This is a genomic window from Paracoccus sp. UBA889 (assembly GCA_002294185.1).
Classification (GTDB): Bacteria; Pseudomonadota; Alphaproteobacteria; order Rhodobacterales; family Rhodobacteraceae; genus Paracoccus.
In genome coordinates, this window is record DBFD01000050.1 from 231,392 (window position 1) to 254,823 (window position 23,432).

The following is a 23,432-nucleotide window of genomic DNA, read 5'->3' on the forward strand; positions in this document are numbered from 1 at the left end:
AATCAGGCCGGCCCGGCCGGCCGGCGGGTCATCGTCAATGTGACCCATTCGCCCAGATCGTCGCGCCGGTCCAGCGCAAATCCCGCCGCCTCATAGGCCGCGATGACATCTTGCCCCTGATCGCCGAGGATCCCGGACAGGATGATCTTGCCGCCGGGCGACACATGGCGCGCCATTTCGGGCGACAGATCGATCAGCGGTTGTTTGAGGATGTTCGCCAATACCAGATCGAAGGGCGCGGCCTGTTCCAGGATCGGATGATCGAAACCCGTGGCCTCGATACATTCCACCCGGCCGTCCAGCCCGTTTGCGATCACATTGGCCGCCGCGGTATCGACCGCCACGCGGTCGATGTCGCCGGCCACGACCGTGACCGGCCAGATCCGTGCCGCCCCCATCGCCAGAACCGCCGTGCCGCAGCCGATATCGGCAATCCGATGCGCCTGGTAGCCGTCATCGGCCAGCCGGTCCAGCGCCTCCAGACAGCCCTTGGTGGTGCCGTGGTGGCCGGTGCCAAAGGCCATCGCGGCCTCGATGCACAGGGCCTCGACGCCCTGGGGCACCTTGTCGGCATCATGGGCACCATGGACGAAGAAGCGACCCGCCTCGACCGGTGTCAGTTCGCGCCGCACATGGGCCACCCAATCGACCTCGGGCAGTTCCGAGATCACGAAAGGCTCGGCCCGCCATGCGGCGGCCAGCAGCGCCAGGGCCACCTCGTCCGGGGCTTCGAGGAAATAGAGCCCGACCTCCCAGCGATCCGATCCGTCCTCGATCTCGAACACGCCGGCGCCGACGGGTTCGGGGGTCAGATCCTCGCAGGCCTCGGCCAGCGCCTCGGCGGGTTCGCGGCCGGCAAGATGGGTCAGGGCGGTGAAGGTGGGCATCAGATCGGGTCCGGGTTGGGCAGGGACGCCTCTACCCCTGTCCCCTTCAACCCGCAATAACCGTCGGGATTCTTTTCCAGATATTGCTGATGCGCCTCGGGGGCCGGCCAGAACGCGCCCTTGTCGATGATCTGCGTGGTGATCTTGCCAAAGCCCTCGACCGCCAGCCGGTTGCCGTAATCGATCTTCGAGGCCTCGGCGGCGTGTCGCTGGCTGGAATTGAAGACCATGATCAGGCTGCGATATTGCGGGCCAACATCGTTTCCCTGCCGGTCGCCCTGCGTCGGATCGTGGTTTTCCCAGAACAATTGCAGCAGATGATCGTAGCTGATCAGCGAACTGTCAAAGACCACGCGCACCACCTCGGCGTGGCCGGTATCGCCCTTGCAGACCTGCTCATAGGTCGGGTTCTCGGTCGAGCCGCCGGCAAAGCCTGCCTCGGTCAGCCAGACACCGTCCTGTTGCCAGAACAGCCGTTCGGCCCCCCAATAGCAGCCCATCCCGAAGATCGCCTGATCCAGGCCGTGCGGCACCTCGGCATCCATCGGCCGGTTGAAGATCGCATGAGTCGTCATCGTCGCATCCTTCTGATCGTTGTGCCATAACGCGCCTGCCCGCGCGCCGGTTCGCCGCGACAAGGCGCGATCTTTCCCCTGCCTTCAACCCCCTGCGAGGCGCGACGGCCCCGTGGCGTCGCGCCGGAAGGTGCAGGCCAGGACATGGCCAGCGGCGCGCGGCGGTTCAAGCCGCCTGACGGTTCCACCGGAAGCGGCGATGCCGCGGCCGCTAGCGGCGCGGATGCGCCGCGCGATAGACCGCCATCAGGTGCGCGTCGTCCACGCCGGTATAGACCTGCGTGGTGGACAGGCTGGCATGGCCCAGCAATTCCTGGATCGTGCGCAGATCGCCGCCGGCGGCCAACAGATGTGTGGCGAATGAATGGCGCAGGGCATGTGGCGTGGCACTGGGCGGCAGGCCCAGCGACGCCCGCGCCCGTCGCAACGCCCCGGCGATCTGGTCCTGTCCCAGGCGCCCGCCGCGCACGCCCCGGAACAGGGCCTGATCGGGCGCCAGCCGCCACGGGCATTGCGCCAGATAGGTTCCGACCGCCGCGCGCGCGGCCGGCAGGATCGGCACCTGCCGCTGCCGGCCTCCCTTGCCGGTGATGGTCAGCGCCTCGCGAAAGGGCCAGTCGCGCCCGTGCAGCGCCAGCGCCTCGGAAATCCGCAATCCGCAACCCCAGAGCAACGTCATCACCGCCACGTCGCGGGCCGCGACCCAGGGGCTGCCATGCCCGTCGGCCACGACTTCCAGCGCGTCCCGCGCCTCGGCCGGCGACAGCGGCCGGGGCAGCGACCGGGCGTATTTCGGGCTGCGGCTGGACAGCGCGGGCGACAGGTCGAACCCCTCGCGATCCGAGATCCAGCGCAGAAAACTGCGCACCGCCGATTGCCGCCGCGCAAGCGACCGTGGGCCCAGTCCCCGCGCCCGTTCGGCGGCGGCAAAGGCCCGCATGTCGGTCTGTCGCAGCGCGGCCAGCGATTTCGGCGTGGCGGGCGCGCCCTGATGGCCACCCAGGAAGGCCAGGAAGGCCAGCAGGTCGGCACGATAGGCCCGGATCGTATGATCGGAGCGGTCGCGCGTCGCGGCCTCGGTTTCCAGCCAGCGCGCCAGGGCCGCCGCCATGGCGGGGGCAAGGGCCAGCGGGCCGGGCGCCGCGGTCACGATTTCAGGCGGCCCAGCAGGATCAGCCGGAACACCTGCCCGAAAAAGCGCAGCAGGTCGGTGCCCTGCGCGGGCATGAAGCGCGCCGGATCGGCGCTGCCCATGACCAGCATCGCCCGCGGCCGCCGCGCGCCCAGATCCAGCGGCAGCAGCGCCTCGGACGCCACGTCGCGGCCATGGATCGGGCGGGTGATGGGCGAGGCCGGTCGCAGCACGATGTCGTCGCCGCGCGGCACCCGCCTTCCCGCAGTGACAATCCGGCCCAACGCGCCTTCGGGGGCGATCACCACATCCTCGGGCAGATGCGCGATCTCGGGTTCTTCCTCGACCACCAGCCGCAGGGTTTCGACCCGCAGCAGCGGCGCGATATCGGCCTGGAGACTGTCCACCAGCTCGGTCAGATCGGCCGATTCCATCAGCCCGACCACGGCGCGATGAACGACCGCCGTGCCCGACTGGTTGTCATAGGCGGCGGCGATGACGTTCTCGTGCTGCGACTCGAGCCGGTCCAGCCGGGTCTCCAGCGCCTCCATCGCACGGCCGCGAATGTCGATCACGTTCTCGCCGATCTCGGATTCGCGGGCGGCGACCAGCGCCCGCATCAGGTCGCGATCGGCCAGCAGGATTCCCGGATCGGCCAGCAACCGGTCTCGGGTTTCCGGATCCAGACCCGGATCCTGCTGTGCCTCGGCGGTCGATTCGACGCTCATTCTGCCCCTTTCCGCCGCCTTGCCGCGGCTGTTTCAGCCGATCTTCTGACCGGTCTTTTCCCAATCGGCAGTGAACTGCTCCAGCCCCTTGTCGGTCAAGACGTGCTTGGCCATCGCCTTGATAACGGCCGGAGGTGCGGTAATCACGTCACTGCCGATCTTGGCGACCTCGATGATGTGATTGACCGAACGGATCGAGGCGGCGAGGATCTGCGTCTCGTAGCCGTAATTGTCATAAATCTCGCGGATATCGGCGATCAGGTCCACGCCATCCAGGTGAATGTCGTCCAGCCGCCCGATGAACGGGCTGATGAAGGTTGCCCCGGCCTTTGCCGCCAGGATCGCCTGGGCGGGGCTGAAGCACAGGGTGACGTTGACCATCTGGCCTTCGCTGGACAGCGCCTTGCAGGCCTTCAGCCCGTCCCAGGTCAGCGGCACCTTGACGGCGATGTTGTCGGCGATCTTGGCCAGGTGCTTGCCCTCGCGGATCATGTCCTCGGCCTTCTCGGCGACGACCTCGGCGCTGACGGGTCCGTCCACGATATCGCAAATCTCGCGGGTGACCTCTTCGATGTTGCGGCCGGCCTTCAGGATCAGCGAGGGATTGGTGGTGACGCCGTCCAGCACACCCAACTCATTCAACTCCCTGATGGCATCCACATCGGCGGTATCGACAAAGAATTTCATGGCCCGGCTCCTCTGATAGGCTACGGGCCGGGTGATAGCGCAAAAGCCGTGGCCCGGAAAGGGGCGGCGGGCCGCGCCCGGGAATGGCGCGAAGGGCTGCGGCCGTCCGCGGGCGGGCGCAGCCATGATCGTGTCAGGCCATGCATGATCCGGGCATGCCTTGCATGCGATGTCACGCGCATGGCGGCGTCCGGGCGCCGGTCCCATGGGGCGGATGGGCGCGGCCGGGGCGGGGCTGATACAGTGCGGGCCGACCGCAAGCCCTGGACGGTCGAGAACCCCTTGCAACCTGCATCCCCCGGCGTCTTTATCGCGCATGATGCCCGACCCCGCCGCCTTCCTCGCCCCCCGATCCCGCATCGCGGTCCTGACCTGCGAGCCGGTCGGCGTGCTGGACTACCTCGCCCCCGAAGACGGCGTGCGGCAGGGTGCGCTGGTGCTGGTGCCGCTGGGGCCGCGCCGCGTTCTGGGCCTGGTCTGGGGCGAGGGCAGGGGCGATTTCGACCTGGCCAAGCTGCGCCCCGTGGCCCGGATCCTCGATGCCGAACCGTTCCGGCCGGGGTTCCTCGACTTCCTCAGCCGCGCCGCCGACTACACCCTGACCCCGCCGCCGCTGATGCTGCGCATGGCGACCCGCGCCCCCGACCTGGACCAGCCGCCCGCCGCGCGCCGGCTCATCGTGCCCGCCGGCGATCCGCCCGCGCGCATGACCGAGGCGAGAAGCCGCGTCATGGACGTCATCGCCCGCCACGGCGGCGCCGGTTTCGCGCCGTCCGAACTGGCCCAACTGGCCGGTGTCGGCACCTCGGTCGTCAAGGGCCTGGTGGCACAAGGCACGCTGGCCGAGATCCAGGCTCCTCGCGATACCCCCTATCCGCGCCTCGATCCCGGTCGGCCCGGCAAGCCGCTGGCCCCCGATCAGCAGGCCGCCGCCGACACCCTGCGCGCCGCCATCCGCAAGGGTGGCTATGGCACCACCCTGCTGCGCGGGGTCACCGGATCGGGCAAGACCGAGGTCTATCTGGAAGCCGTCGCGGAATGCCTGCGCGCCGGTCGTCAGGCGCTGGTCCTGCTGCCCGAGATCGCGCTGTCGGCGGAATTCCTGGACCGGGTCGAGGAGCGTTTTGGGGCGCGGCCCGGCGAATGGCACAGCGGTATCACCCGGACCGAACGCCGCCGGTTGTGGCACATGGCGGGCCGGGGCGAGGTCGGGCTGGTGGTCGGCGCCCGCTCGGCCCTGTTCCTGCCCTTCCACGATCTGGGCCTGATCGTCGTCGACGAGGAACATGACAGCAGCTACAAGCAGGAGGATGTGGTCTATTACAGCGCCCGCGACATGGCGGTGCTGCGCGCCTCGATCGCGGGGGCGCATGTGGTTCTGGCCTCGGCCACGCCCAGCCTGGAAAGCTGGGTCAACGCGGCCAGCGGCAAATATGCCCGGCTGGACCTGCGAAGCCGCTATGGCGAGGCGGAACTGCCCGACATGGCCGCCATCGACCTGCGCGCCGAGGAGATGCCGGCAGGACGCTGGATCTCGCCCACGCTGGAAGGGGCGGTCAAGACGCGGCTGGCCCGCGGCGAACAATCGCTGCTGTTCCTGAACCGGCGCGGATTTGCCCCGGTCACCGTCTGCCGCGCCTGCGGCGAACAGATCGGCTGCCATCAATGCGACGCGCGGATGGTCGAACACCGTTTCCAGAACCGCCTTGTCTGTCATCAATGCGGCGAGACGCGCCCCATCCCGACCGCCTGCCCCGCCTGCGGGGCCGAGGGCAGGCTGGCCCCGATCGGCCCCGGCGTCGAACGCATCGCCGAAGAGGTCGCCGCGACCTTCCCCGACGCCAGGGCGACGATCCTGTCATCCGACCTGTTCCATTCGGCCCGCGCGCTGAAGGACACCATCGCCCGGATCGCCGATGGCGATACCCAGATCATCATCGGCACCCAGATCGTCGCCAAGGGCCACAACTTTCCCCGCCTGACGCTGGTCGGCGTGATTGACGCCGATCTGGGCCTGCAAGGCGCCGATCTGCGCGCGGCCGAGCGGTCCTTCCAGCTGATGCGGCAAGTCGCGGGCCGGGCCGGTCGCCAGTCGGGTGCCGCGCCGGGCCTTGCGCTGCTGCAGACCCACCAGCCCGGCCACGCGGTGATCCGCGCCATCCTGTCGGGCCATGACGAGGCTTTCTGGGACGCCGAGGCCGCCGGCCGCCAGGCCGCCGGGATGCCGCCCTTCGGCCGGCTGGCGGGCGTGATCCTGTCGCATCCCGACCTTGGCGTGGTCAGCGATTTCGCCCGCCACCTTGCCGCCCATGCCGGACCTCTGGATCACGCCGGCGCCGAATTGTGGGGTCCGGCGCCCGCGCCCATCGCCCGCATCCGGGGGCGTCACCGGATGCGGATGCTGATCCACGCCCCGCGTCAGGCGCCGCTGCAAGCGGCCATCGCCGACTGGCTGGCGCCGCACAAGCTGCCGACCAACCTGCGGCTGGCGGTGGATATCGACCCGCAAAGCTTTCTGTAGGCCGCGCGCCGCGGTTCAGTTCTTCAGCACGATGCAGTTGCCGCCCAGCCGTTTCAGCCTGATGCAGAAGGCATAGGCCTCGCCCCGGCTTTCATAGCCGATCTGGGCGGTATAGACGGGCTGCGCGATTCCGCTCAGGCGCTTTCTGACATAGTCCACGCGCCTGCCATCCAGAAGCGGGCGCAGCGTCCGGTTCAGCCGCGCCACCTGTCCCTGCGCGACCGCGCGGCTGCGATGGCTGGCGACGATCACGCCCCAGGGAAAGACGCGCGGCTCGACGACGAATTCGCGCAGGCCGCGATTGCCGGCCAGCGATTCGCAGGCCGGCCGGAACGGCCGGTCGGGATCCAGAGCCAGCTTCAGGTCCGCCGTCTCGGGCGGATTGTCGCGCCAGCGCCATGCGTTGAATCCGGTGATCGCCTCGACATAGTCCTGCGTCTCGTAGGGCAGCACGGTTTCGCTGGCAATGAACCGCGCCGCCCGTGCCTCGCCGCCGTTATAGGCAATCGCGGCCAGCCCGATATTGCCCGTCATGTCCGTAAGATAGCGAAGATACCACGCCGCCTTGAAGATCGCCTGGGCCGGGTTGAACGGATCGTCCAGATCGTAAAGCCGGGCGGTTTCAGGCATGAATTGCGCGATCCCCATCGCGCCGACCGGACTGATCGCGCCCGGCTCGAACCGGCTTTCCTTCCACAACAGGCGGGCCAGGAAATTCGGATCCAGCCCGCGCTGCGCGGCATTGCGTTCCACCAGCTTGCAGACATCCGCCACATAGCGGGACCGCCGCACGCAATCGCGGCCGTCATCGGTGCAGCGGATCTCGTCGCTTTGCCGGGCCGGGGGGCGGCCGTGGACGGCATCGACGGCGGGCCGGGCGGCGACCGGGGCGGTTGGAAGAAGCAGGATCGCCAGGATCGCAAGGATGCGCGTCACGACAATCTCTCTTTCCGAAAGGAGCCTGCCTTGCGGCCCGGACTCAGCCCTTCTTCGCCTTCTTGCGGGTCTTCTTCAGTTCGACCGCCGCCTCGGCGATCTCGATCTTGGCCTTGTCGGCGGCGCGTTCGGCCTTGCGGGCGGCCTTTCTGGCGTCACGCGCGGCCTGCTTTTCGGCTTTCTTCGCATCCCTTTCGGCCTGACGGGCGGCCTTGCGTTCTGCGGTGCGGGCCTTTTTCTCGGCCTCCATCTGGGCCAGCCGCGCGGCCTTGCGTTCGGCCTTGCGCGCAGCCTTGCGCGCGGCCTTGCGCAGTGACTTCGCTTCGTTTGCGGCCGCCGTCGAGGCGTCGGGCGCGACCGTCGGGGCGGGCGGTTCGGCCGGGGCCGCGGGCTGGGCGGCGGGTGCCGGTGCCGGTGCAGATGCGGGCTGGGTCGCGGGCGCCTTGGCCTTCGCCACGCGGCGCGAGCCTGTGCGCAGGTCGGTCTTGCGGGTCTCGGCCTTGGCTCGCCCTGCCGGTTTGCGCGTGCTCGACGCGGGGGCGCGGCGCGCGGCCGACGATGCCACAGCGCGCGACGGCTTGTCCCCGGCGGGCTGCTGCCCTGCGGCCTTGGTAGCGGGCGCCAGGGGCAGCTTGCGCTTGCGCCGCTCGAGGTGAAGCCGACGCAGGGCCGTGGCCAGAAGATCGGCCGCACCGGGCCGGCCCTCGGTGACCGGGCCGCTGGCCCCGGTCATCTCGGCCTCGATCTCGGCTATCGCGCGGTACAGCGCCGCATCCTTCAGCGCGCCGATCGCCGGGGCGCGGCTGGCCGCGACCAGCGCGACCTGACCCGGCGTCAGGATTTCCTTTTCCAGCTTGGTGTAATTCGGCATCCCAATCCCCTGGACCCAGCGCAATACGCGTCGGAGGGTGCGAAAATTCGCGTCCCTTTGCAACGGCAAAGACCCCGGCGCGGTGCCGGGGCCTTGCAAGACGTCGCGTCGCGCGGCCGCCTCAGTATGCGAAGCCCATGCTGTCGACCGGCGCAACGCCGCTGGCGGTGATGACGGTGGTCGTCGGCGCCCCGCCCGCCGTGGCGCCGGGAACGCCGGCATCGGCCGCCGCCATGCCACCACCCTCGGGCTGGACGTAACCCTCGGGCGTTTCGCGCATCGGGCCTTCGATGCGCAGGCTCTCGGCCTGGCTGCGCACCTTCACCTTGGTGCCAAGTTCGACCTGGTTGAACAGATCCATGACATCCTGGTTGAACATGCGGATGCAGCCGGCCGAGGTGGCCTTGCCGATCGAGGACGGATCCATCGTGCCGTGGATGCGGTAATAGGTGTCGCGGCCGCCCTCGTAGAGATACAGCGCGCGCGATCCCAGCGGGTTGTCCAGCCCGCCCGACAATCCGCCGGCGAACTGGCTGTAAAGCTCGGGTTCGGTGCGGATCATGTTGTCGGTCGGGCGCCAGTCGGGCCATTCCTGCTTGCGCCGGATCGTCGCCGTGCCGCTATAGCCCTTGCCGGCGCGGCCGACCGCGACGCCATAGCGCATCGCCACGCCGGGCGCGGTGACATAATAGAGAACCCGCGCATAGGGATCGACGATGATCGTGCCGGGGTCTTCCGGACCGTTATAGGCGACCTGCTGACGCTGGTTGCGTTCGGTCAGATAGGCGGCGCGAACGGCCGGGATATTGACCGGCTCGCCCTGCGGCCCGGTATCGGTGCGGGCCTGATAGACCGCCGGAACCGGCGGACCGGCCAGCAGCGAGGCGGATGTCGTCTGGGTCGTGGGCGCGCAGGCGGCAAGCCCAAGGGCAATCGCCGAAGCAAGGGAAACGAGGCGCAGCATGCGTTCAATCCTTCATTTGTCGCGGACCATCGCCGGCAGAGGCGCGGCCGCAGGCAGCAAGAGTTCGTTCCGGATGTCACCGCCGGCGGCAGAACCGGCCGTGATTCCTGCATGAGGTCATCAGCCCGCCCCATGCGAACAGCGTCAACCCATGCACATTCCGATCAAGCCGATTCGGCCGGTCTTGTTGCCAATGGGCGTCATCTCGATCAAGTTTTTACGAAAAGGGAACAAATCAGCGTGCGTTTGGTTTCACGCAAGTGCGAGAATATGAACGCGAACTTTCAGAAAGGCAGAGTCCAATGGGTCTTATCGTTGCATTGATCGTCGGGGCCATCGCCGGGTGGCTGGCCGGTCTCATGGTGAAGGGGCACGGCCAGGGCGTGCTGATGAACATTGTGGTGGGCATTGTCGGCGCGGTCATCGCGGCCTTCCTGTTTCCTGCGATGGGGCTGGCCATCGGTGCCGAAGGCTCGATCATCGGCTCGATCATCTACGCCACCATCGGCGCGGTCATTCTGTTGCTGATCATCCGGCTGGTGAACCGGGCCTGACCCCGCGGGGGCGGCAACCTCACCGATGTCTCGATTCCCCCGGCCCCTCTTGGCGCCGGGGGCTTTCGCTTGGGGCCACGTCCTTCCGTCTCCGATTTCCCGAGCCCGGCGCAGATCGGCGAAAGGCCGGATCGCGTCGCAGCCTGCGATCCGCTTCGGACCGCATTGCCGTTCCGGGCCGGTCTGACTAGGCTGCGGGCAAACCCGATACAGGCAAAGTCTTGTCCGAGCCCACCGCGCCCCGCCCCTCGGCCCTCGCGCCGTTCCGCCATCGCGACTTCCGCATGCTCTGGAGCGCGACCCTGGTGTCCAATTTCGGCGGGCTGGTCCAGGCGGTCGGCGCGGCCTGGCTGATGACGCAACTGACCGACAGCGCGACGCTGATCGCACTGGTCCAGGCCTCCAACACGATGCCGATCATGCTGCTTGCCATCGCCTCGGGCGCGCTGGCCGACATCTTCGACCGCAAGACGCTGCTGGTCGCGGCGCAATGCCTGATGGCGGGCGTGTCGGTGATCCTGGCCATCGTTGCCTGGCAGGGCTGGCTGACGCCGTGGATGCTGTTGGCCTTTACCTTCCTGATCGGGGCGGGGCAGGCTCTTTACAATCCGCCCTGGCAGGCCAGCATGGGCGATCTGGTGCCGCGCGCCGACCTGCCCTCGGCGGTGACGCTGAATTCGGTCGGCTTCAACATGATGCGCAGCGTCGGCCCGGCCGCGGGCGGGATCATCGTGGCCGCCTTCGGTGCCGCCGCCGCCTTTGCCGTCAATGCGCTGAGCTATGTTCCGCTGCTGGCGGCGCTGAGCCGCTGGAAGCCCGGCATCGCCCCGCGCAACGCCCCGCCCGAAGCCTTCGGCCCCGCCGTCGCGGCGGGCCTGCGCTATGTCGCGCTGTCGCCCAACCTGATGCGGGTGATCCTGCGCGGCGCCCTGTTCGGCTTTGCCGCCGTCTCGGTGCTGGCGCTGCTGCCGCTGGTCGCCAAGAGCCAGCCCCAGGGCGGCTCGCTGCTGTTCGGCTTCCTTCTGGGTTGCTATGGGCTGGGCGCGATCGCCGGCGCGGTGCTGAGCCCGCGCATCCGCGCGCGCCACGACAACGAGATGATCGTGCGTCTGGCCTTCGCAGGCTTCGCCGGTTCGGCCATCGTGCTGGGGCAGACCGGTTCGCTCTGGCTGCACGCGCTGGCCATGCTGCCTGCGGGCGCGTCCTGGGTGCTGGCGCTGTCGCTGTTCAACGTGACGGTGCAATTGTCCACGCCCCGCTGGGTCGTGGCGCGCGCGCTGGCGCTGTATCAGACCCTGACCTTCGGCGGCATGGCGGCCGGATCCTGGGTCTGGGGCAGCGTCGCCGGGGCCGAGGGGACCGGCACGGCGCTGACCCTTGCCGGCTTCGTGCTGCTGTTCGGCGCCCTCATCGGCGTCTGGTTCAAGGCCCCCGAATTCGGCACCGCCGATCTGGACCCGGTGAACCGCTTTCGCGAACCGGCCCTGCGGCTGGATTTGCGTGGGCGATCGGGGCCGATCATGATCATGGTCGATTACCGCATCGCGCAGGACGACGTGGCCGAGTTCCTGCGCCTCATGCGCCAGCGGCGCAACATCCGCCGGCGCGACGGAGCCCGGAACTGGGCCCTTCTGCGCGATCTGGAACATCCTGACCTGTGGTCGGAAAGCTATCACATCGCCACCTGGGACGAATATGTCCGCCACAACCTGCGCCGCACCAAGACCGATGCCGAGGTCACGGTCGCGCTGCGCGCGCTGCACCGGGGCGAGGGCGATCCCGTCGTGCACCGCATGATCGAACGGCACAGCGTCAGTCAGCGGGATGACGTGCCGCTGATGGGCAAGATCGAGGTGCCCTGAAAGACGGGGAAAGAGGGGAAAGAAGATGAGACTTCAGGACAAGGTGGCCATCGTCACCGGCGGCGGCTCGGGCTTCGGGGCGGGGATCGCGCGGAAATTCGCGGCCGAGGGCGCGCAGGTCGTGGTGGCCGACATCAACGAGGCTGCCGCCCGCGAGATCGCGGCCCGGATCGGCGGCCGGGCGATCCGGGCCGATGTGGCGGATGCGGGCAGCGTCGGGGCGATGGTGGCCGAGGTCATCGACGCCTATGGACGGATCGACGTGATGGTGAACAATGCCGGCGTCACCCATCTGCCTACCCCGATGGAAGAGGTTTCCGAAGCCGATTTCGACCGGGTTCTGGCGATCAACTGCAAGTCGATCTATCTGATCGCGCGCAAGATCGTGCCGCTGATGAAGCAGGCCGGGCGGGGCGCCATCGTGAACGTGGCCTCGACCGCGGGGGTTTCGCCGCGGCCGAAACTGAACTGGTACAATGCCTCGAAAGGCTGGCTGATCACCGCAACCCGCGCCATGGCGGTGGAACTGGCCCCTTTCGGCATCCGGGTGAACGCGCTGAACCCGGTCGCGGGCGAAACGCCGCTGCTGAAAAGTTTCATGGGCGAGGACACGCCCGAGATGCGGGCTAAATTCCTGTCCACGATCCCGCTGGGCCGCTTCTCGACACCCGAGGATCTGGGCAACGCCGCCTGTTTCCTGGCCTCGGACGAGGCCTCGATGATCACCGGCGTCGCGATGGAGGTGGATGGCGGCCGTTGCATCTGATGGCGCGGCCGGCGTTTTGCACCCCGGCGGGTTATTCGCCGTTCAAAGCAGGCGGTTCGCCTTTCCCCGACCCTGGCAGCATATGAATTGTCTTGCGGTTCGGGCGGGGATGCCGATGACCGCCCCCGAAGCAGGCGCCTCATCCCGCGCGGATGAGGCGTTTTCCATTTTGCCTTGGTCGTGAAATATCCCCGGGGAGTCCCGAAGGGACGGGGGCGGAGCCCCCTTTTTTGTCTACACCTCGTCGCGCCAGCGGTTGACCAGCGGATAGCGCCGGTCCAGCCAGAAGGCCCTGGTCGAGATACGCGGGCCGGGCGCGGCCTGATAGCGTTTCCATTCGCTGACATAGAGCAGCGTTTCCACCTTCCTGACGGTTTCGGCGTCAAAGCCCCGGGCGACCAGATCCTTCAGGGCCAGATCCTTTTCGACCAGCCCTTCGAGGATCGCGTCCAGCACCTCGTAGGGCGGCAGCGAATCCTGATCCTTCTGGTCGGGGCGCAGCTCCGCCGAGGGAGGCTTGTCGATGATCTGCGGCGGAATCACCTCGCCCTCCGGACCCATCATCCAGTCGCGGTGATTGGCGTTGCGCCAGCGGCAGGTCTCGAACACGCGGGTCTTGTAGAGATCCTTGATCGGGTTATAGCCGCCGGCCATGTCACCGTAGATCGTGGCGTAGCCGACCGCGACCTCGGACTTGTTGCCCGTGGTCAGCAGCATCTCGTTGAACTTGTTGCTGATCGCCATCAGCATCACGCCCCGCAGGCGGGACTGGATGTTTTCCTCGGTGGTGTCGGGCGCGGTGCCGGCCATCAGATGGGCCAGCGCATCGGTCACCGCGTCGCGGGCCCCTTCGATATGGACGGTATCGAGCCGCGTGCCCAGACGCCGTGCACAATCGGCGGCATCATCCAGGCTGGCCTGCGAGGTGTATTGCGATGGCAGCATCACGCAGCGGACGTTTTCCGGCCCGATCGCGTCGGCGGCGATGGTGGCCACCAGCGCCGAATCGACGCCGCCCGACAGGCCCAGCACGACCTTGCGAAAGCCGGATTTGCGCAGATATTCGCGCAGGCCCAGCATCATCGCCTGATAATCCTGTTCCCAGGCATCGGGTTGCGGCGCCATCAGGCCCGGCTGGGCCTGCCAGCCTTCGCCCGTGCGGATGAAATCGACATGGGCCAGCATCTCGGTGAAGGGCGGCAACTGGACCGCCTTCCTGCCGCCGGGATTCAGCACGAAGCTGGCGCCGTCATAGATCTGGTCGTCCTGGCCGCCCACCATGTTGACATAGACCAGCGGCAGGCCGGTTTCGATCACGCGACCGACCATGTGGCCCATGCGCAGATCCAGCTTGTCACGATGATAGGGGCTGCCATTCGGCACGATCAGGATCTCGGCCCCGGTCTCGGCCAGCGTCTCGGTCACGTCGGGATACCAGCCGTCCTCGCAGATCGGCGATCCGATGCGGGCGGGTCCGACCGGATAGGGGCCGCTGATCGGGCCGCTGTCGAACAGGCGCAATTCGTCGAAAAGCTGCTTGTAGGGCAGGTGGTGTTTCAGCACGCGGGCGACCAGCTTGCCCTGCCTGAAGACGAACCAGGCATTATAGAGACCGTCGCCGTCGCGCCACGGACCGCCGATGGCCAGGGCGGGACCATCCGCACAATCCGCGCCCAGCCGCATGATCCGGGCCATGGCGTCTTCGGTGAAGGCGGGTTTGAGCACCAGATCCTGGGTCTGGTAGCCGGTGATGAACATCTCGGGCAGGGCCAGCATGTCGGCGCCGGCCTCGCGCGCGGCCTGCCATGCGTCGCGTGCCTTGGCGGCATTGCCGGGCAGATCGCCCACGGTGGCGTTCAACTGGCCGATGGTCAGGCGGAAACGGTCGGTCATGGCGTGGCCCCGGGCTTCTCTCGCGCCCGTGATAGGGGATGGCGCCGGAAAGGGAAAGTCGGGCTTTGCGCGCGGCGCGGCCATGGGTTAGACCTTTGGCAAAAGACGAAGGGCGTGGCGATGAAACGGGCAGCGGCAGCGGCGACGGCGGGTGCATTGGCTTTGGCGCTGATGGCGGGCGCAAGCGGCGCGGATGCGCAGGTCGTCACCAAGCAATACGATGATGGCGGTGTCTACGAAGGCACGTTCCGCAACGGCCGTCAGCACGGGCAGGGCACCTATACGCTGCCCAACGGCTATGTCTACGAGGGCGACTGGGTCGAGGGCGAGATCCGGGGGCAGGGCAAGGCCACCTTTCCCAACGGATCGGTCTATGTCGGCCAGTTCGTCAAGGGCAAGCCCGAGGGGCGCGGCAAGATCACCTATCCCGATGGCGGCACCTATGAGGGTGACTGGATCGCCGGCGAGATCACCGGCGAGGGGGTGGCGCGCTACGCCAATGGCAGCGTCTACACGGGCCAGTTCGTCAAGGGACTGCATCAGGGCAAGGGCACGCTGACCCAGCCCAACGGCTACAAATACGAGGGCCAGTGGAATGCCGGCGTCAAGGAGGGGCAGGGCCGGATCACCTATCCCGACGGCGCGGTCTACGAAGGCGGGATGCTGGCCGGACAGCGGGCCGGCAAGGGCAAGCTGACCATGGCCGACGGCATGGTCTATGACGGCATCTGGGCGGCCGGGCAAATGTCGGGAACGGGGGTGCTGGTCCAGGCCTCGGGCGACCGATACGAGGGGCAGATGCAGCGCGGCCAGCGCGAGGGCCAGGGCGTTGCGACCTATGCCAATGGCGATGTCTATGACGGCAGCTTCAAGGCCGACCGCCGTCACGGCAAGGGCACCTTCACCGGCACCGATGGCTATGTCTACAGCGGCGACTGGGTCGAGGGCCGGATGGAGGGGCAGGGCCAGATCACCTATCCCGACGGTTCGGTCTATGTCGGCCAGATGAAGAACGACCGGCCGGACGGGTCCGGCAAGATCACCTATCCCGACGGCTCGACCTATGAAGGGCAGTGGGCCGAGGGGGTGATCGAGGGCGAGGGCAAGGCCCGCTATGCCAACGGCATGGTCTATGAAGGCAATTTCAGGAACGCGCGCAATGACGGGCAGGGGCGCATGTCCTATCCCGACGGCTATGTCTATAACGGCGCCTGGAAGGACGGCCAGCGCCATGGCGAGGGTCAGGCGACCTATGCCGATGGAACGGTCTATACCGGTGCCTTCGTGGCTGGCCTGCGCGAGGGTCAGGGCAAGCTGACCACGCCGGACGGCTTCGTCTATGAAGGCGGCTGGAAGGCGGGCGAGATCGACGGTCAGGGCGTTGCGACCTATGCCAATGGGGATCGCTACGAGGGCCATTTCGCGGCCGGCAAGCGGCAGGGCCAGGGCGTGATGCGCTATGCCAGCGGGCAGGTTGCCGCCGGCGAATGGGAGGACAACCGCCTGATCGACGCCCAGCCCGCCCCGGCCAAGGGCGAGGCGGGCGGCGGCGGCGCAGCCTCCGGCGATGCCGAAGCGCCCGCGCCCGAAGGATGAATGGTCCCCCTCCACCGAGGTTTGTCCGCCCCGCGGGCCGGGCGCCTGTCGGCCCTGCCGCTTCGCCGGATCGCGATCAGCGAATCGCGAAGGGCTGCTGGAACGACAATTGCCGCTGCGCCAGGCTGGGCGGGGCGGCGGGGCAGCGCGCCCTGCGGACCGCGCGCAGAACCTGCTGATCGACGCGCGCGTCGCCCGAGGAGCCGTTGAGCGACGCGCCTTGCACGCGCCCGTTCCGGCCGACGACGAAATTCACCGCCATTCGTGCCCCGCGCCCGCCCGACACGCGAGAGACGCTGCGCGCCATGCAGGCGCCGATCTGCTGCCGCCAGCTTGCCTCGATCCGGGCCAGTTGCTGCGGGCTGATACCGCCGCCGCCGCCGGTAGCCTCAGGGCTGGCCTGCATCTGCCCGCCCTGACCCGCCTTTGCCGGCACGGCCTGCCGTTGCGGATCGCGCGGCTCGGGCTGCACCTGCCGCCGCGGTTCCGGCTGTGGCGTCGGGCCGGGACGGGCGGCCGGGCGATCCGAGGCGGTCAGCGTCAAGGCCGACGCGGCCTCGATAGCGGGCGGCTGCAAGGGTCGAAGGTCGGGCAGCGCCGTGCTGTCGATCTGCGCCGCCGGTTCCACAGGCGGCGGGGGCAGGTTCGGGCGGAGCTCGGGCGGGGGTGTCGTCGCAGATTGCGGCATCGCGTCCGCCACCAGCGGCGGTCCGGCGGCCCGCGGACGAATCGGCGCCTCCTCTGGCGCGGCTGGCTGGACGGTGTCGGGGACGGGCTTCGTCTGAACCTCGGGCGGGGCCGACCATTGCGACACCATCTGCCGGATCGCGGGACCGCCCGCCGACAATCGCGCAGGCGCCGCCGCGTCCCGCGCCTCGCCCCGCGCGGCGTCGCGCGGCAGCAGCATCGCGCCCGCCGAGACGTGCAGCGCGGCTGCAATGGTGATGAACCCGGCCATCTCGAGAAATCTGCGCACCAGCGTCAGCCCCCGCCGACCACGAGCCGCAGGTCCGCATCAGAAGCGGTGCGAAGGCGTTTCAGCAGGCGTGCGATCCGGACCCCCTCCACCGCCTCGTCGGCGCGGATTTCAAGCGGACCTTCATCGGTCCGCGCCGCGATCAGCGGCCAGACCGCCTCGCCGCGCGCCGCATCATAGGCCAGTTCGCCCCCGGCCGAGACATAGAGAACGCCCCGGGCCTGCGCGGGGATGTCCGATCGGCTGTCGGGCGGTGTCACATCGAATGGCGGCGCCGGCGCGATCTGCGCGGTGAGCAGGAAGAAGATCAGCAGCAGGAAGACGACATTGATCATCGGGATGATCGATTCGCCGCGGCGCCTGCGGGGGGGCATGTCGATGCGCACGGGCCTATTCCACAAGGATCAGGTCGTCAAATCCCGCGTCGCGCAGCAGGTCCATGACCGACACGACACGCTGAAGATCGGCGCCCGGCGCCGGCCGCAGGATCACCGCGCCGCCATCCTGCGGCATCAGCGGCGCCAGCGCCGCGGCAAGATCGGCGGCTGCGACCGCTACGCCGTTCAACGCCAGATCATCGGCGCCGATCCTGACCAGCCGCGGCGCGCCCTGCCATGCGCTTTCGCCGCCGCCGGCCCCGCCGGCGATGGGCAGGACCGTATCCATGCCGAAACGCGACGATAGCATGAAGAAGATCAGCAGCAGGAAAACGACATCGATCATCGGCGTCAGCGACATGCGCCGTGGATGCCGGCGCGGCCCGAAATCGAAGCCGCCGGTCATTCCGCCGCCTCGAACAGCCGGGCGGCGGGGCGGCCGGGTGCCGGCCTACGCACGAAGATCCGCGTCGCCAGATCCTCGAGATCGGCCTGCAACCGGTCGGCCACCGATTCGAACCAGCTCAGCGCCACGCCCGCCGGAATCGCCACGGCCATGCCGGCGGCGGTGGTCAGCAGCGCCTCCCAGATGCCGCCCGCCAGATCCGCGGGATCGGCCCGGTTGCCCGAGCTTTGCAGCACCTGGAAGGCCGCGATCATGCCCAGCACCGTGCCCAGCAGACCCAGAAGCGGCGCGATGGTCGCGATCAGTTCCAGCGCCCGCAATCCCTCGCGCGCGCGATACAGGGTCTGGCGGGCAATGCGGGTGGTTTCTTCGCGCGCGGCCTTTTCGCCGATGGCCGGATCCAGCGAGGTGCCTATCGCCGCCTGCGCCACGCGCGCGCGCGCCGAGGGGCGGTTCCTCACCGCGGCCAAAGCCTCGGCATGGCGGCCCTGCATCCACAATTCCAGCGCCCGGCGCGAATGGCGGCCGCCCCAGACGCCCAGACGCCACAGCGCCCACAGCTTCCACAGGATCACCGCCAGCGTGGCGACCGACAGCGCCGCGATCAGCCACATCGTCCAGCCGCCATCGCGAATCAGGCCGATCGGCGGCAGCGCGGCAAGGCTCGATCCTAGATCGGACATGACTCAACTCCGGTTCGGGGCAGGATTGGCGGAAAACCTGCGCGGGGCAAGCGGAACACTGGCCTTTCAAGTCGCGCTAGGGTTTTCGACTAAATTTGTCAAGTAATGCGGCGCGCGCATCGGCGGGGTCTTGCAGCGGCTCATGGCTGCGGGCAGGCTTGCGCGATGGAGCGTTTTCCCGCGATCATCCTGGCCGGAGGCCGCGCCACCCGGATGGGCGGCGGCGACAAGCCGCTGCTGGATCTGGGCGGTCGGCCGATGCTGGCCCATGTCATCGTGCGGCTGTCGCGGCAATGCGGTCCGCTGGCGCTGAACGCCAATGGCGATCCGGCGCGATTCGCCGCGTTCGGCCTGCCGGTTCTGGCCGATGACCTGCCCGGATTTCCCGGTCCGCTGGCGGGGATCCTGGCGGGGATGGAATGGGCGGCGGCCGTCGGGGCGGCCAGCGTGGTCAGCGTCGCCGCCGACACCCCCTTCTTTCCCGCGGATCTGGCCACGCGCCTGGCGCGCGCGCGGACGGATGCCGGGCCGGTCATCGCCGCCACGCAAGATGCCTCGGGCGCGCTGGCCGATCATCCGACCTTCGGCCTCTGGCCCGTCGCGCTGCGCGATCCCCTGCGCCGGTTCCTGAAGGCGGGACAACGGCGGCTGCGCGATTTCGCTGCGCGTCACGATGCCGGACGCGCGGTCTGGAAAACGGCCGCGATCGATCCCTTCTTCAACATCAACACACCCGAGGATCTGGCGCGGGCCCGCGCCGGCCCCGGCGAAAGGAGCTCCGGATGACGAAACGCGGAATCGATCATGTCGCGCTGACCGTGCGCGACCTGCCCGGCATGGCGGATTTTTACCAGGCGGTCATCGGCCTTGCGCCGCTGGGCGGCGACGGCGAAACCCGCCGGCTGGGCGCGGGCGGGCGGCTGCTGCTGGAACTGCGCGCCGATCCGGCCGCGAAACCGCGCGATCCGCGCCATGCGGGGCTGTTTCATACCGCCTTCCTGCTGCCCGGCCGCGCCGATCTGGCGCGCTGGTTGCGTCACGCGGAAAGCACCGGAACACGGTTGAGCGGGGCCAGCGATCATGGCGTCAGCGAGGCGCTGTATCTGGATGACCCCGAGGGCAACGGCATCGAAATCTATCGCGATCGTCCCGCGGACCAATGGAATCGCGACGGCGACCGGATCGGGATGTTCACCCGCCGGCTGGATCTGGACGATCTGGCCGGCGTGGCGGACGGGCCGTGGCGGGGGGCGCCCGAAGACAGCCTTGTCGGCCATGTCCATTTGCAGGTGGGCGAACTGCCGCCGGCAGAGGATTTCATGCGGGGCGATCTGGGGCTGAACCGGACATTCGAGGCTCCGGGCGGGGCCTGGTATGGCTGGGACGGCTATCACCATCATCTGGCCTGCAATGTCTGGAACAGCCGCGCCGCCGGCCACCGCGATCCGGCGATGGCCGGACTGGCCGAGGTGGTGCTGGCCGATCCGGCGCGTTCGGGCGCGGTGATGACCGATCCCTGGGGTACGCGCTTTCGCGTCGCCTGACGCTTGCAACCCGGCAGCGCAGGACCGAGGCTGAGCAAGGCGAAATATGCGACGGAAGGGCCCGGCGATGGCGATCAAGACCGCTCAGGATATCCACGATTTCTGGTTCTCGGACCAGATGCGCAGCCACTGGTTCAAGAAGTCGGACCAGATCGACCGCCGGATCATCCAGCTTTTCGGCGAAACCTACGAGGCGGCGCATGGCGGCCGGCTGGACCACTGGATGCGGGATCCGCAGGGGGCTCTGGCCCTTGTCATCGTGCTGGACCAGTTCCCGCGCAACATGTTCCGCGGATCGGGGCGCAGCTTTGAAAGCAACGATCTGGCGCTGCGGCATGCGGGCGCCGCGCTGGATCATGGTTTCGATCAGCAGGTGGAGGCGACCGCGCGGCAGTTCTTTTACCTGCCCTTCATGCACAGCGAGGATCTGCAGGATCAGGATCGCGCGGTCAGGCTTTACGAGGCTCTGGGCGACGAAAGCTCTTTGCGGTTCGCCCGCCAACATCGCGAAATCATCGCCCGCTTCGGCCGCTTTCCGCATCGCAACGCGGTCCTGGCGCGCGAATCGACACCGGACGAGACCGAGTTCCTGAAAACCCATCAGGGGTTCTGAACCGCGACGCGGGCGCGAAACGCCTGCGCCGGAAACGAAAAATCCCGCCGCTCTTGCGAACGGCAGGATTTTTGTGGTGCCCAGGAGAGGACTCGAACCTCCACGCCTTGCGGCACACGGACCTGAACCGTGCGCGTCTACCAGTTCCGCCACCTGGGCAGGTGGTGAGCGGGGTCTCTAAAGCCAGTCGCCGAGGGCGTCAATGGGGCCGCGCGAAAATTTTCGCCGCCGCTTCACGTCGCCGCGCGGCCCGGACCGCGCCGGGCAGGCTGCGGCTTGTCGGCGGGCGCCGGCTTGGCTATTGATCGCAGCGACAGGCGGCACGAAGGAGGCAGCGCTCATGGCGAAACTGGTCACGATCTATGGCGGGTCGGGCTTTGTCGGCCGACAGGTCGCGCGGCTGATGGCCAAGCGCGGCTGGCGTGTGCGGATCGCCGTGCGCCGACCCGACGAGGCGTTGTTCACACGCACCTACGGCGCGGTCGGTCAGGTTGTGCCGGTCCTTTGCAACATCCGCGACGAATTGTCGGTCCGCGCCGCGATGTCGGATGCCGAGGCGGTGGTCAATTGCGTCAACATCACGCAGGCGCAGGGCAAGAGCACCTTCGACAATATCTTTGATGAGGGTGCGTCCCATATCGCGCGAATTTCGGCCGAGACGGGGGTGGCGCGGATCGTCCACATTTCGGGGATCGGCGTGGATCCCGACTCGGACAGCCGCTATGTCGCAGCCAAGGCGCGGGGCGAGGCGGCGGTGCTGGAACACCGGCCCGATGCAGTGATCCTGCGGCCCTCGGTGATCTTCGGGTCCGGCGACAACTTCTTCAACCGCTTTGCCGCGATGTCGCGGCTGGGGCCGGTCATGCCCATCGCGGGGGCGAGGACGCGGATGCAGCCGGTCTTCGTCGATGACGTTGCACTGGCCGCGACAAAGGGCGCCACCGGAGAGGCGGAACCCGGAATCTATGAACTGGGTGGCCCCGACGTGATGACCCTGCGCGAAATCGTCGCCCGGACCCTGACCGTCGTTCACCGCCGCAGGCTGGTCCTGAACATGCCGTTCTGGATCGCCCGGATCGGTGCGACGATGCTGGACGGGGCGCAATACGTGTCTGGCGGGATGTTCACCAATACCGTGCTCAGCCGCGACCAGCTTGCGCTGTTGCGTCAGGACAATGTCGTTTCGCCAGAGGCCAGAGGTCTGAAGGATCTGGGAATCCAGCCGACCGCCGTCGAGGCGGTGCTGGACGATTATCTTTGGCGCTTTCGCCCGTCCGGGCAATATGACGCGATCAAGGATTCCGCCAAGAACCTGCGGAGCCTGTGATGGAATCCGATCCGATTGGCGCTGCGGTCCTCGGGATTCTCGAGGGCCTGACCGAATTCATCCCCGTTTCCTCGACCGGCCATGTCCTGCTGGCCGGGTATTTCCTGGGCTTCGCCTCGCCCGGCCGCGCCTTCGAGGTGATGATCCAGCTTGGCGCGGTGCTGGCCATCCTCAGCGTCTATTCGGCGCGGATCTGGTATTACCTTTCCACAGCACCGCGCGACGCCAGGTCGCGCCGCTTCATCGCGGCGGTGCTGCTGGCATTCGCTCCGGCGGTGGTCGTCGGCGTCGCGGCCTACGATATCATCAAGAAGGTCCTGTTCGAGACACCCGTGCTGATCGCCGTCATGCTGATCCTGGGCGGAATCGTGCTGCTTTTCGTCGATCGCTGGGCAAAAAACCCGCGCTATCAACGGGCCGACGAGTTCCCGCTGTCGATGGCCTTCAAGATCGGTGTGATCCAGACCCTTTCGATGATCCCCGGTGTCTCGCGGTCCGGTTCGACCATCGTCGCGGCGCTGCTTCTGGGGGCGGACCGGCGATCGGCGGCCGAATTTTCCTTTTTCCTGTCCATGCCGACGATGCTGGGCGCCTTCGTCTATGACTTCTACAAGAATCGCGATGTGCTGGACGCGGCGGCGATGGGGGACATCGCCATCGGCTTCGTGCTTGCCTTTCTGACGGCGGTCCTCGTCGTGCGGTGGCTGCTGGGTTACGTCTCGCAGAACGGTTACGCGCTGTTCGCCTGGTGGAGAATCGTCGCCGGAAGCCTTGTCCTGCTGGCGCTTGCGGCTGGTAGGTAAGTGTTACTGACCCAAATCCGGCTCGGTTTGGTCAGGTTTTGTCGTGCAGGGGCAGAAATCTTCAATTTAGGTCAGTGTAACTGACTTTTATTTCCCGCGCCCTTGGTTTATGCGGGCTGCGGGAGTTTCTGTCTTTGGAAGGTTGCGCAGCCATGGCCACGCAGAAGATGTTGACATTCGTCTCGACCCCGCGCGAGATGCCGGAAAAGCGCGCCGCGGCGGAACGGGCCGAGGATTTTCACGAAATCTACCGCGAATACGCCGCCGCCAAGGCTGCCGAGCAGGCCGGGCGATGCAGCCAGTGCGGCGTGCCCTATTGCCAGAGCCATTGCCCGCTGCACAACAACATCCCCGACTGGTTGCGGCTGACCGCCGAGGGCCGTCTGGAAGAGGCTTACCGAGTCAGCCAGGCCACCAATACCTTCCCCGAAATCTGCGGCCGCATCTGCCCCCAGGACCGGCTGTGCGAGGGCAATTGCGTGATCGAGCAATCCGGCCACGGCACCGTCACCATCGGCGCGGTCGAGAAATACATCACCGATACCGCCTGGGACCGGGGCTGGGTGACGCCGTCGGTCCCGCGTCGGGAACGCGCCGAAAGCGTCGGCATCATCGGCGCGGGGCCGGGCGGCCTTGCTGCCGCCGACATGCTGCGCAAGCAGGGATTCCAGGTCACCATCTATGACCGTCACGACCGCGCGGGCGGGTTGCTGACCTATGGCATCCCCGGC

24 protein-coding genes and 1 tRNA gene are annotated in these 23,432 nt (G+C 68.0%); 11 read left to right on the top strand and 14 right to left on the bottom strand.

Annotated features, from left to right (window positions below; translation table 11 throughout):
- Window positions 1-2 precede the first annotated feature (2 nt).
- From B4L36_RS10840 to fsa, 5 genes are all read right to left on the bottom strand, one after another.
- The gene (locus B4L36_RS10840; protein WP_292956727.1) at window positions 3-887 is read right to left on the bottom strand and encodes a 50S ribosomal protein L11 methyltransferase; all 885 of its coding nucleotides are present in this window, start codon (window positions 885-887) and stop codon (window positions 3-5) included.
- Entirely contained in the window at window positions 887-1,462 is a 576-nt protein-coding gene (msrA, locus tag B4L36_RS10845) for a peptide-methionine (S)-S-oxide reductase MsrA (RefSeq protein ID WP_292956730.1), read from the bottom strand. The genes B4L36_RS10840 and msrA overlap by 1 nt, the downstream gene beginning before the upstream one ends.
- Window positions 1,463-1,673: 211 nt before the next feature.
- Window positions 1,674-2,573, bottom strand: a complete 900-nt coding sequence (locus B4L36_RS10850) for a tyrosine recombinase XerC (protein ID WP_292956809.1) — start codon at window positions 2,571-2,573, stop codon at window positions 1,674-1,676.
- A gap of 35 nt (window positions 2,574-2,608) precedes the next feature.
- Window positions 2,609-3,322, bottom strand: a complete 714-nt coding sequence (locus tag B4L36_RS10855; RefSeq protein WP_292956733.1) for a DUF484 family protein — start codon at window positions 3,320-3,322, stop codon at window positions 2,609-2,611.
- Between the two features lie 33 nt (window positions 3,323-3,355).
- A complete protein-coding gene (gene fsa / locus B4L36_RS10860) occupies window positions 3,356-4,009 on the bottom strand; it encodes a fructose-6-phosphate aldolase (protein ID WP_292956736.1) in 654 nt (217 codons plus the stop codon).
- Window positions 4,010-4,328: 319 nt separating this feature from the next.
- Between fsa and B4L36_RS10865 the strand changes: the two genes are divergently transcribed.
- Window positions 4,329-6,530 carry a primosomal protein N' gene (locus B4L36_RS10865; protein ID WP_292956739.1) on the top strand — a complete coding sequence of 734 codons (2,202 nt, stop codon included), beginning with the start codon at window positions 4,329-4,331 and terminating at the stop codon, window positions 6,528-6,530.
- Window positions 6,531-6,545: 15 nt separating this feature from the next.
- On the opposite strand, the gene B4L36_RS10870 is transcribed toward B4L36_RS10865, so the two are convergent.
- From B4L36_RS10870 to B4L36_RS10880, 3 genes are all read right to left on the bottom strand, one after another.
- Window positions 6,546-7,466 carry a lytic transglycosylase domain-containing protein gene (locus tag B4L36_RS10870; protein WP_292956742.1) on the bottom strand — a complete coding sequence of 307 codons (921 nt, stop codon included), beginning with the start codon at window positions 7,464-7,466 and terminating at the stop codon, window positions 6,546-6,548.
- A 43-nt stretch (window positions 7,467-7,509) separates the two neighbouring features.
- On the bottom strand, window positions 7,510-8,337 hold the full coding sequence (locus B4L36_RS10875) for a hypothetical protein (RefSeq protein WP_292956745.1): 828 nt from the start codon (window positions 8,335-8,337) through the stop codon (window positions 7,510-7,512).
- Between the two features lie 121 nt (window positions 8,338-8,458).
- Window positions 8,459-9,301 (bottom strand): L,D-transpeptidase, encoded by an 843-nt coding sequence (locus tag B4L36_RS10880; protein WP_414692170.1) that lies wholly within the window; start codon window positions 9,299-9,301, stop codon window positions 8,459-8,461.
- A 302-nt stretch (window positions 9,302-9,603) separates the two neighbouring features.
- Here B4L36_RS10880 and B4L36_RS10885 point away from each other — a divergent pair, with 302 nt between their 5' ends.
- From B4L36_RS10885 to B4L36_RS10895, 3 genes are all read left to right on the top strand, one after another.
- Window positions 9,604-9,855, top strand: a complete 252-nt coding sequence (locus B4L36_RS10885; protein WP_292956748.1) for a GlsB/YeaQ/YmgE family stress response membrane protein — start codon at window positions 9,604-9,606, stop codon at window positions 9,853-9,855.
- A gap of 221 nt (window positions 9,856-10,076) precedes the next feature.
- Window positions 10,077-11,717: an MFS transporter gene (locus B4L36_RS10890; protein ID WP_292956751.1), complete on the top strand. Its 1,641-nt coding sequence runs from the start codon at window positions 10,077-10,079 to the stop codon at window positions 11,715-11,717.
- 25 nt (window positions 11,718-11,742) lie between these two features.
- Entirely contained in the window at window positions 11,743-12,483 is a 741-nt protein-coding gene (locus B4L36_RS10895) for a glucose 1-dehydrogenase (RefSeq protein WP_292956754.1), read from the top strand.
- Window positions 12,484-12,717: 234 nt separating this feature from the next.
- Here the strand turns inward: B4L36_RS10895 and B4L36_RS10900 are convergent, their stop codons facing one another.
- Complete coding sequence (locus tag B4L36_RS10900; RefSeq protein ID WP_292956757.1) at window positions 12,718-14,376, bottom strand: NAD+ synthase; 1,659 nt, start codon at window positions 14,374-14,376, stop codon at window positions 12,718-12,720.
- 120 nt (window positions 14,377-14,496) lie between these two features.
- Here B4L36_RS10900 and B4L36_RS10905 point away from each other — a divergent pair, with 120 nt between their 5' ends.
- On the top strand, window positions 14,497-15,972 hold the full coding sequence (locus tag B4L36_RS10905) for a 2-isopropylmalate synthase (RefSeq protein ID WP_292956760.1): 1,476 nt from the start codon (window positions 14,497-14,499) through the stop codon (window positions 15,970-15,972).
- Between the two features lie 76 nt (window positions 15,973-16,048).
- On the opposite strand, the gene B4L36_RS10910 is transcribed toward B4L36_RS10905, so the two are convergent.
- From B4L36_RS10910 to B4L36_RS10925, 4 genes are read right to left on the bottom strand one after another with little or no spacing between them, the layout of a single operon-like run.
- Complete coding sequence (locus B4L36_RS10910; protein ID WP_292956763.1) at window positions 16,049-16,930, bottom strand: energy transducer TonB family protein; 882 nt, start codon at window positions 16,928-16,930, stop codon at window positions 16,049-16,051.
- 23 nt (window positions 16,931-16,953) lie between these two features.
- Complete coding sequence (locus B4L36_RS10915) at window positions 16,954-17,322, bottom strand: biopolymer transporter ExbD (RefSeq protein ID WP_292956766.1); 369 nt, start codon at window positions 17,320-17,322, stop codon at window positions 16,954-16,956.
- Between the two features lie 16 nt (window positions 17,323-17,338).
- A complete protein-coding gene (locus B4L36_RS10920; protein ID WP_292956769.1) occupies window positions 17,339-17,731 on the bottom strand; it encodes an ExbD/TolR family protein in 393 nt (130 codons plus the stop codon).
- Complete coding sequence (locus tag B4L36_RS10925) at window positions 17,728-18,414, bottom strand: MotA/TolQ/ExbB proton channel family protein (RefSeq protein WP_292956772.1); 687 nt, start codon at window positions 18,412-18,414, stop codon at window positions 17,728-17,730. Before B4L36_RS10925 ends, B4L36_RS10920 begins: the two co-directional genes overlap by 4 nt.
- Before the next feature lie 165 nt (window positions 18,415-18,579).
- Here B4L36_RS10925 and mobA point away from each other — a divergent pair, with 165 nt between their 5' ends.
- The 3 genes from mobA (at window position 18,580) to B4L36_RS10940 (ending at window position 20,571) form a co-directional block, all read left to right on the top strand.
- Window positions 18,580-19,200 carry a molybdenum cofactor guanylyltransferase MobA gene (gene mobA, locus B4L36_RS10930; RefSeq protein ID WP_292956775.1) on the top strand — a complete coding sequence of 207 codons (621 nt, stop codon included), beginning with the start codon at window positions 18,580-18,582 and terminating at the stop codon, window positions 19,198-19,200.
- Entirely contained in the window at window positions 19,197-19,958 is a 762-nt protein-coding gene (locus B4L36_RS10935) for a VOC family protein (RefSeq protein ID WP_292956778.1), read from the top strand. The genes mobA and B4L36_RS10935 overlap by 4 nt, the downstream gene beginning before the upstream one ends.
- Window positions 19,959-20,025: 67 nt before the next feature.
- Window positions 20,026-20,571, top strand: a complete 546-nt coding sequence (locus B4L36_RS10940) for a DUF924 family protein (RefSeq protein WP_292956780.1) — start codon at window positions 20,026-20,028, stop codon at window positions 20,569-20,571.
- Window positions 20,572-20,645: 74 nt separating this feature from the next.
- Here B4L36_RS10940 and B4L36_RS10945 read toward each other — a convergent pair.
- Window positions 20,646-20,730 (bottom strand) — tRNA-Leu (locus B4L36_RS10945).
- A gap of 181 nt (window positions 20,731-20,911) precedes the next feature.
- On the opposite strand from B4L36_RS10945, the gene B4L36_RS10950 reads away from it, so the two are divergent.
- The 3 genes from B4L36_RS10950 to B4L36_RS10960 all read left to right on the top strand — a co-directional run.
- On the top strand, window positions 20,912-21,898 hold the full coding sequence (locus B4L36_RS10950) for a complex I NDUFA9 subunit family protein (RefSeq protein WP_292956783.1): 987 nt from the start codon (window positions 20,912-20,914) through the stop codon (window positions 21,896-21,898).
- A complete protein-coding gene (locus tag B4L36_RS10955) occupies window positions 21,898-22,701 on the top strand; it encodes an undecaprenyl-diphosphate phosphatase (RefSeq protein ID WP_414692171.1) in 804 nt (267 codons plus the stop codon). Before B4L36_RS10950 ends, B4L36_RS10955 begins: the two co-directional genes overlap by 1 nt.
- Window positions 22,702-22,853: 152 nt before the next feature.
- The coding region (locus B4L36_RS10960) for an NAD(P)-binding protein (RefSeq protein WP_292956789.1) at window positions 22,854-23,432 on the top strand (579 nt) is incomplete at its 3' end.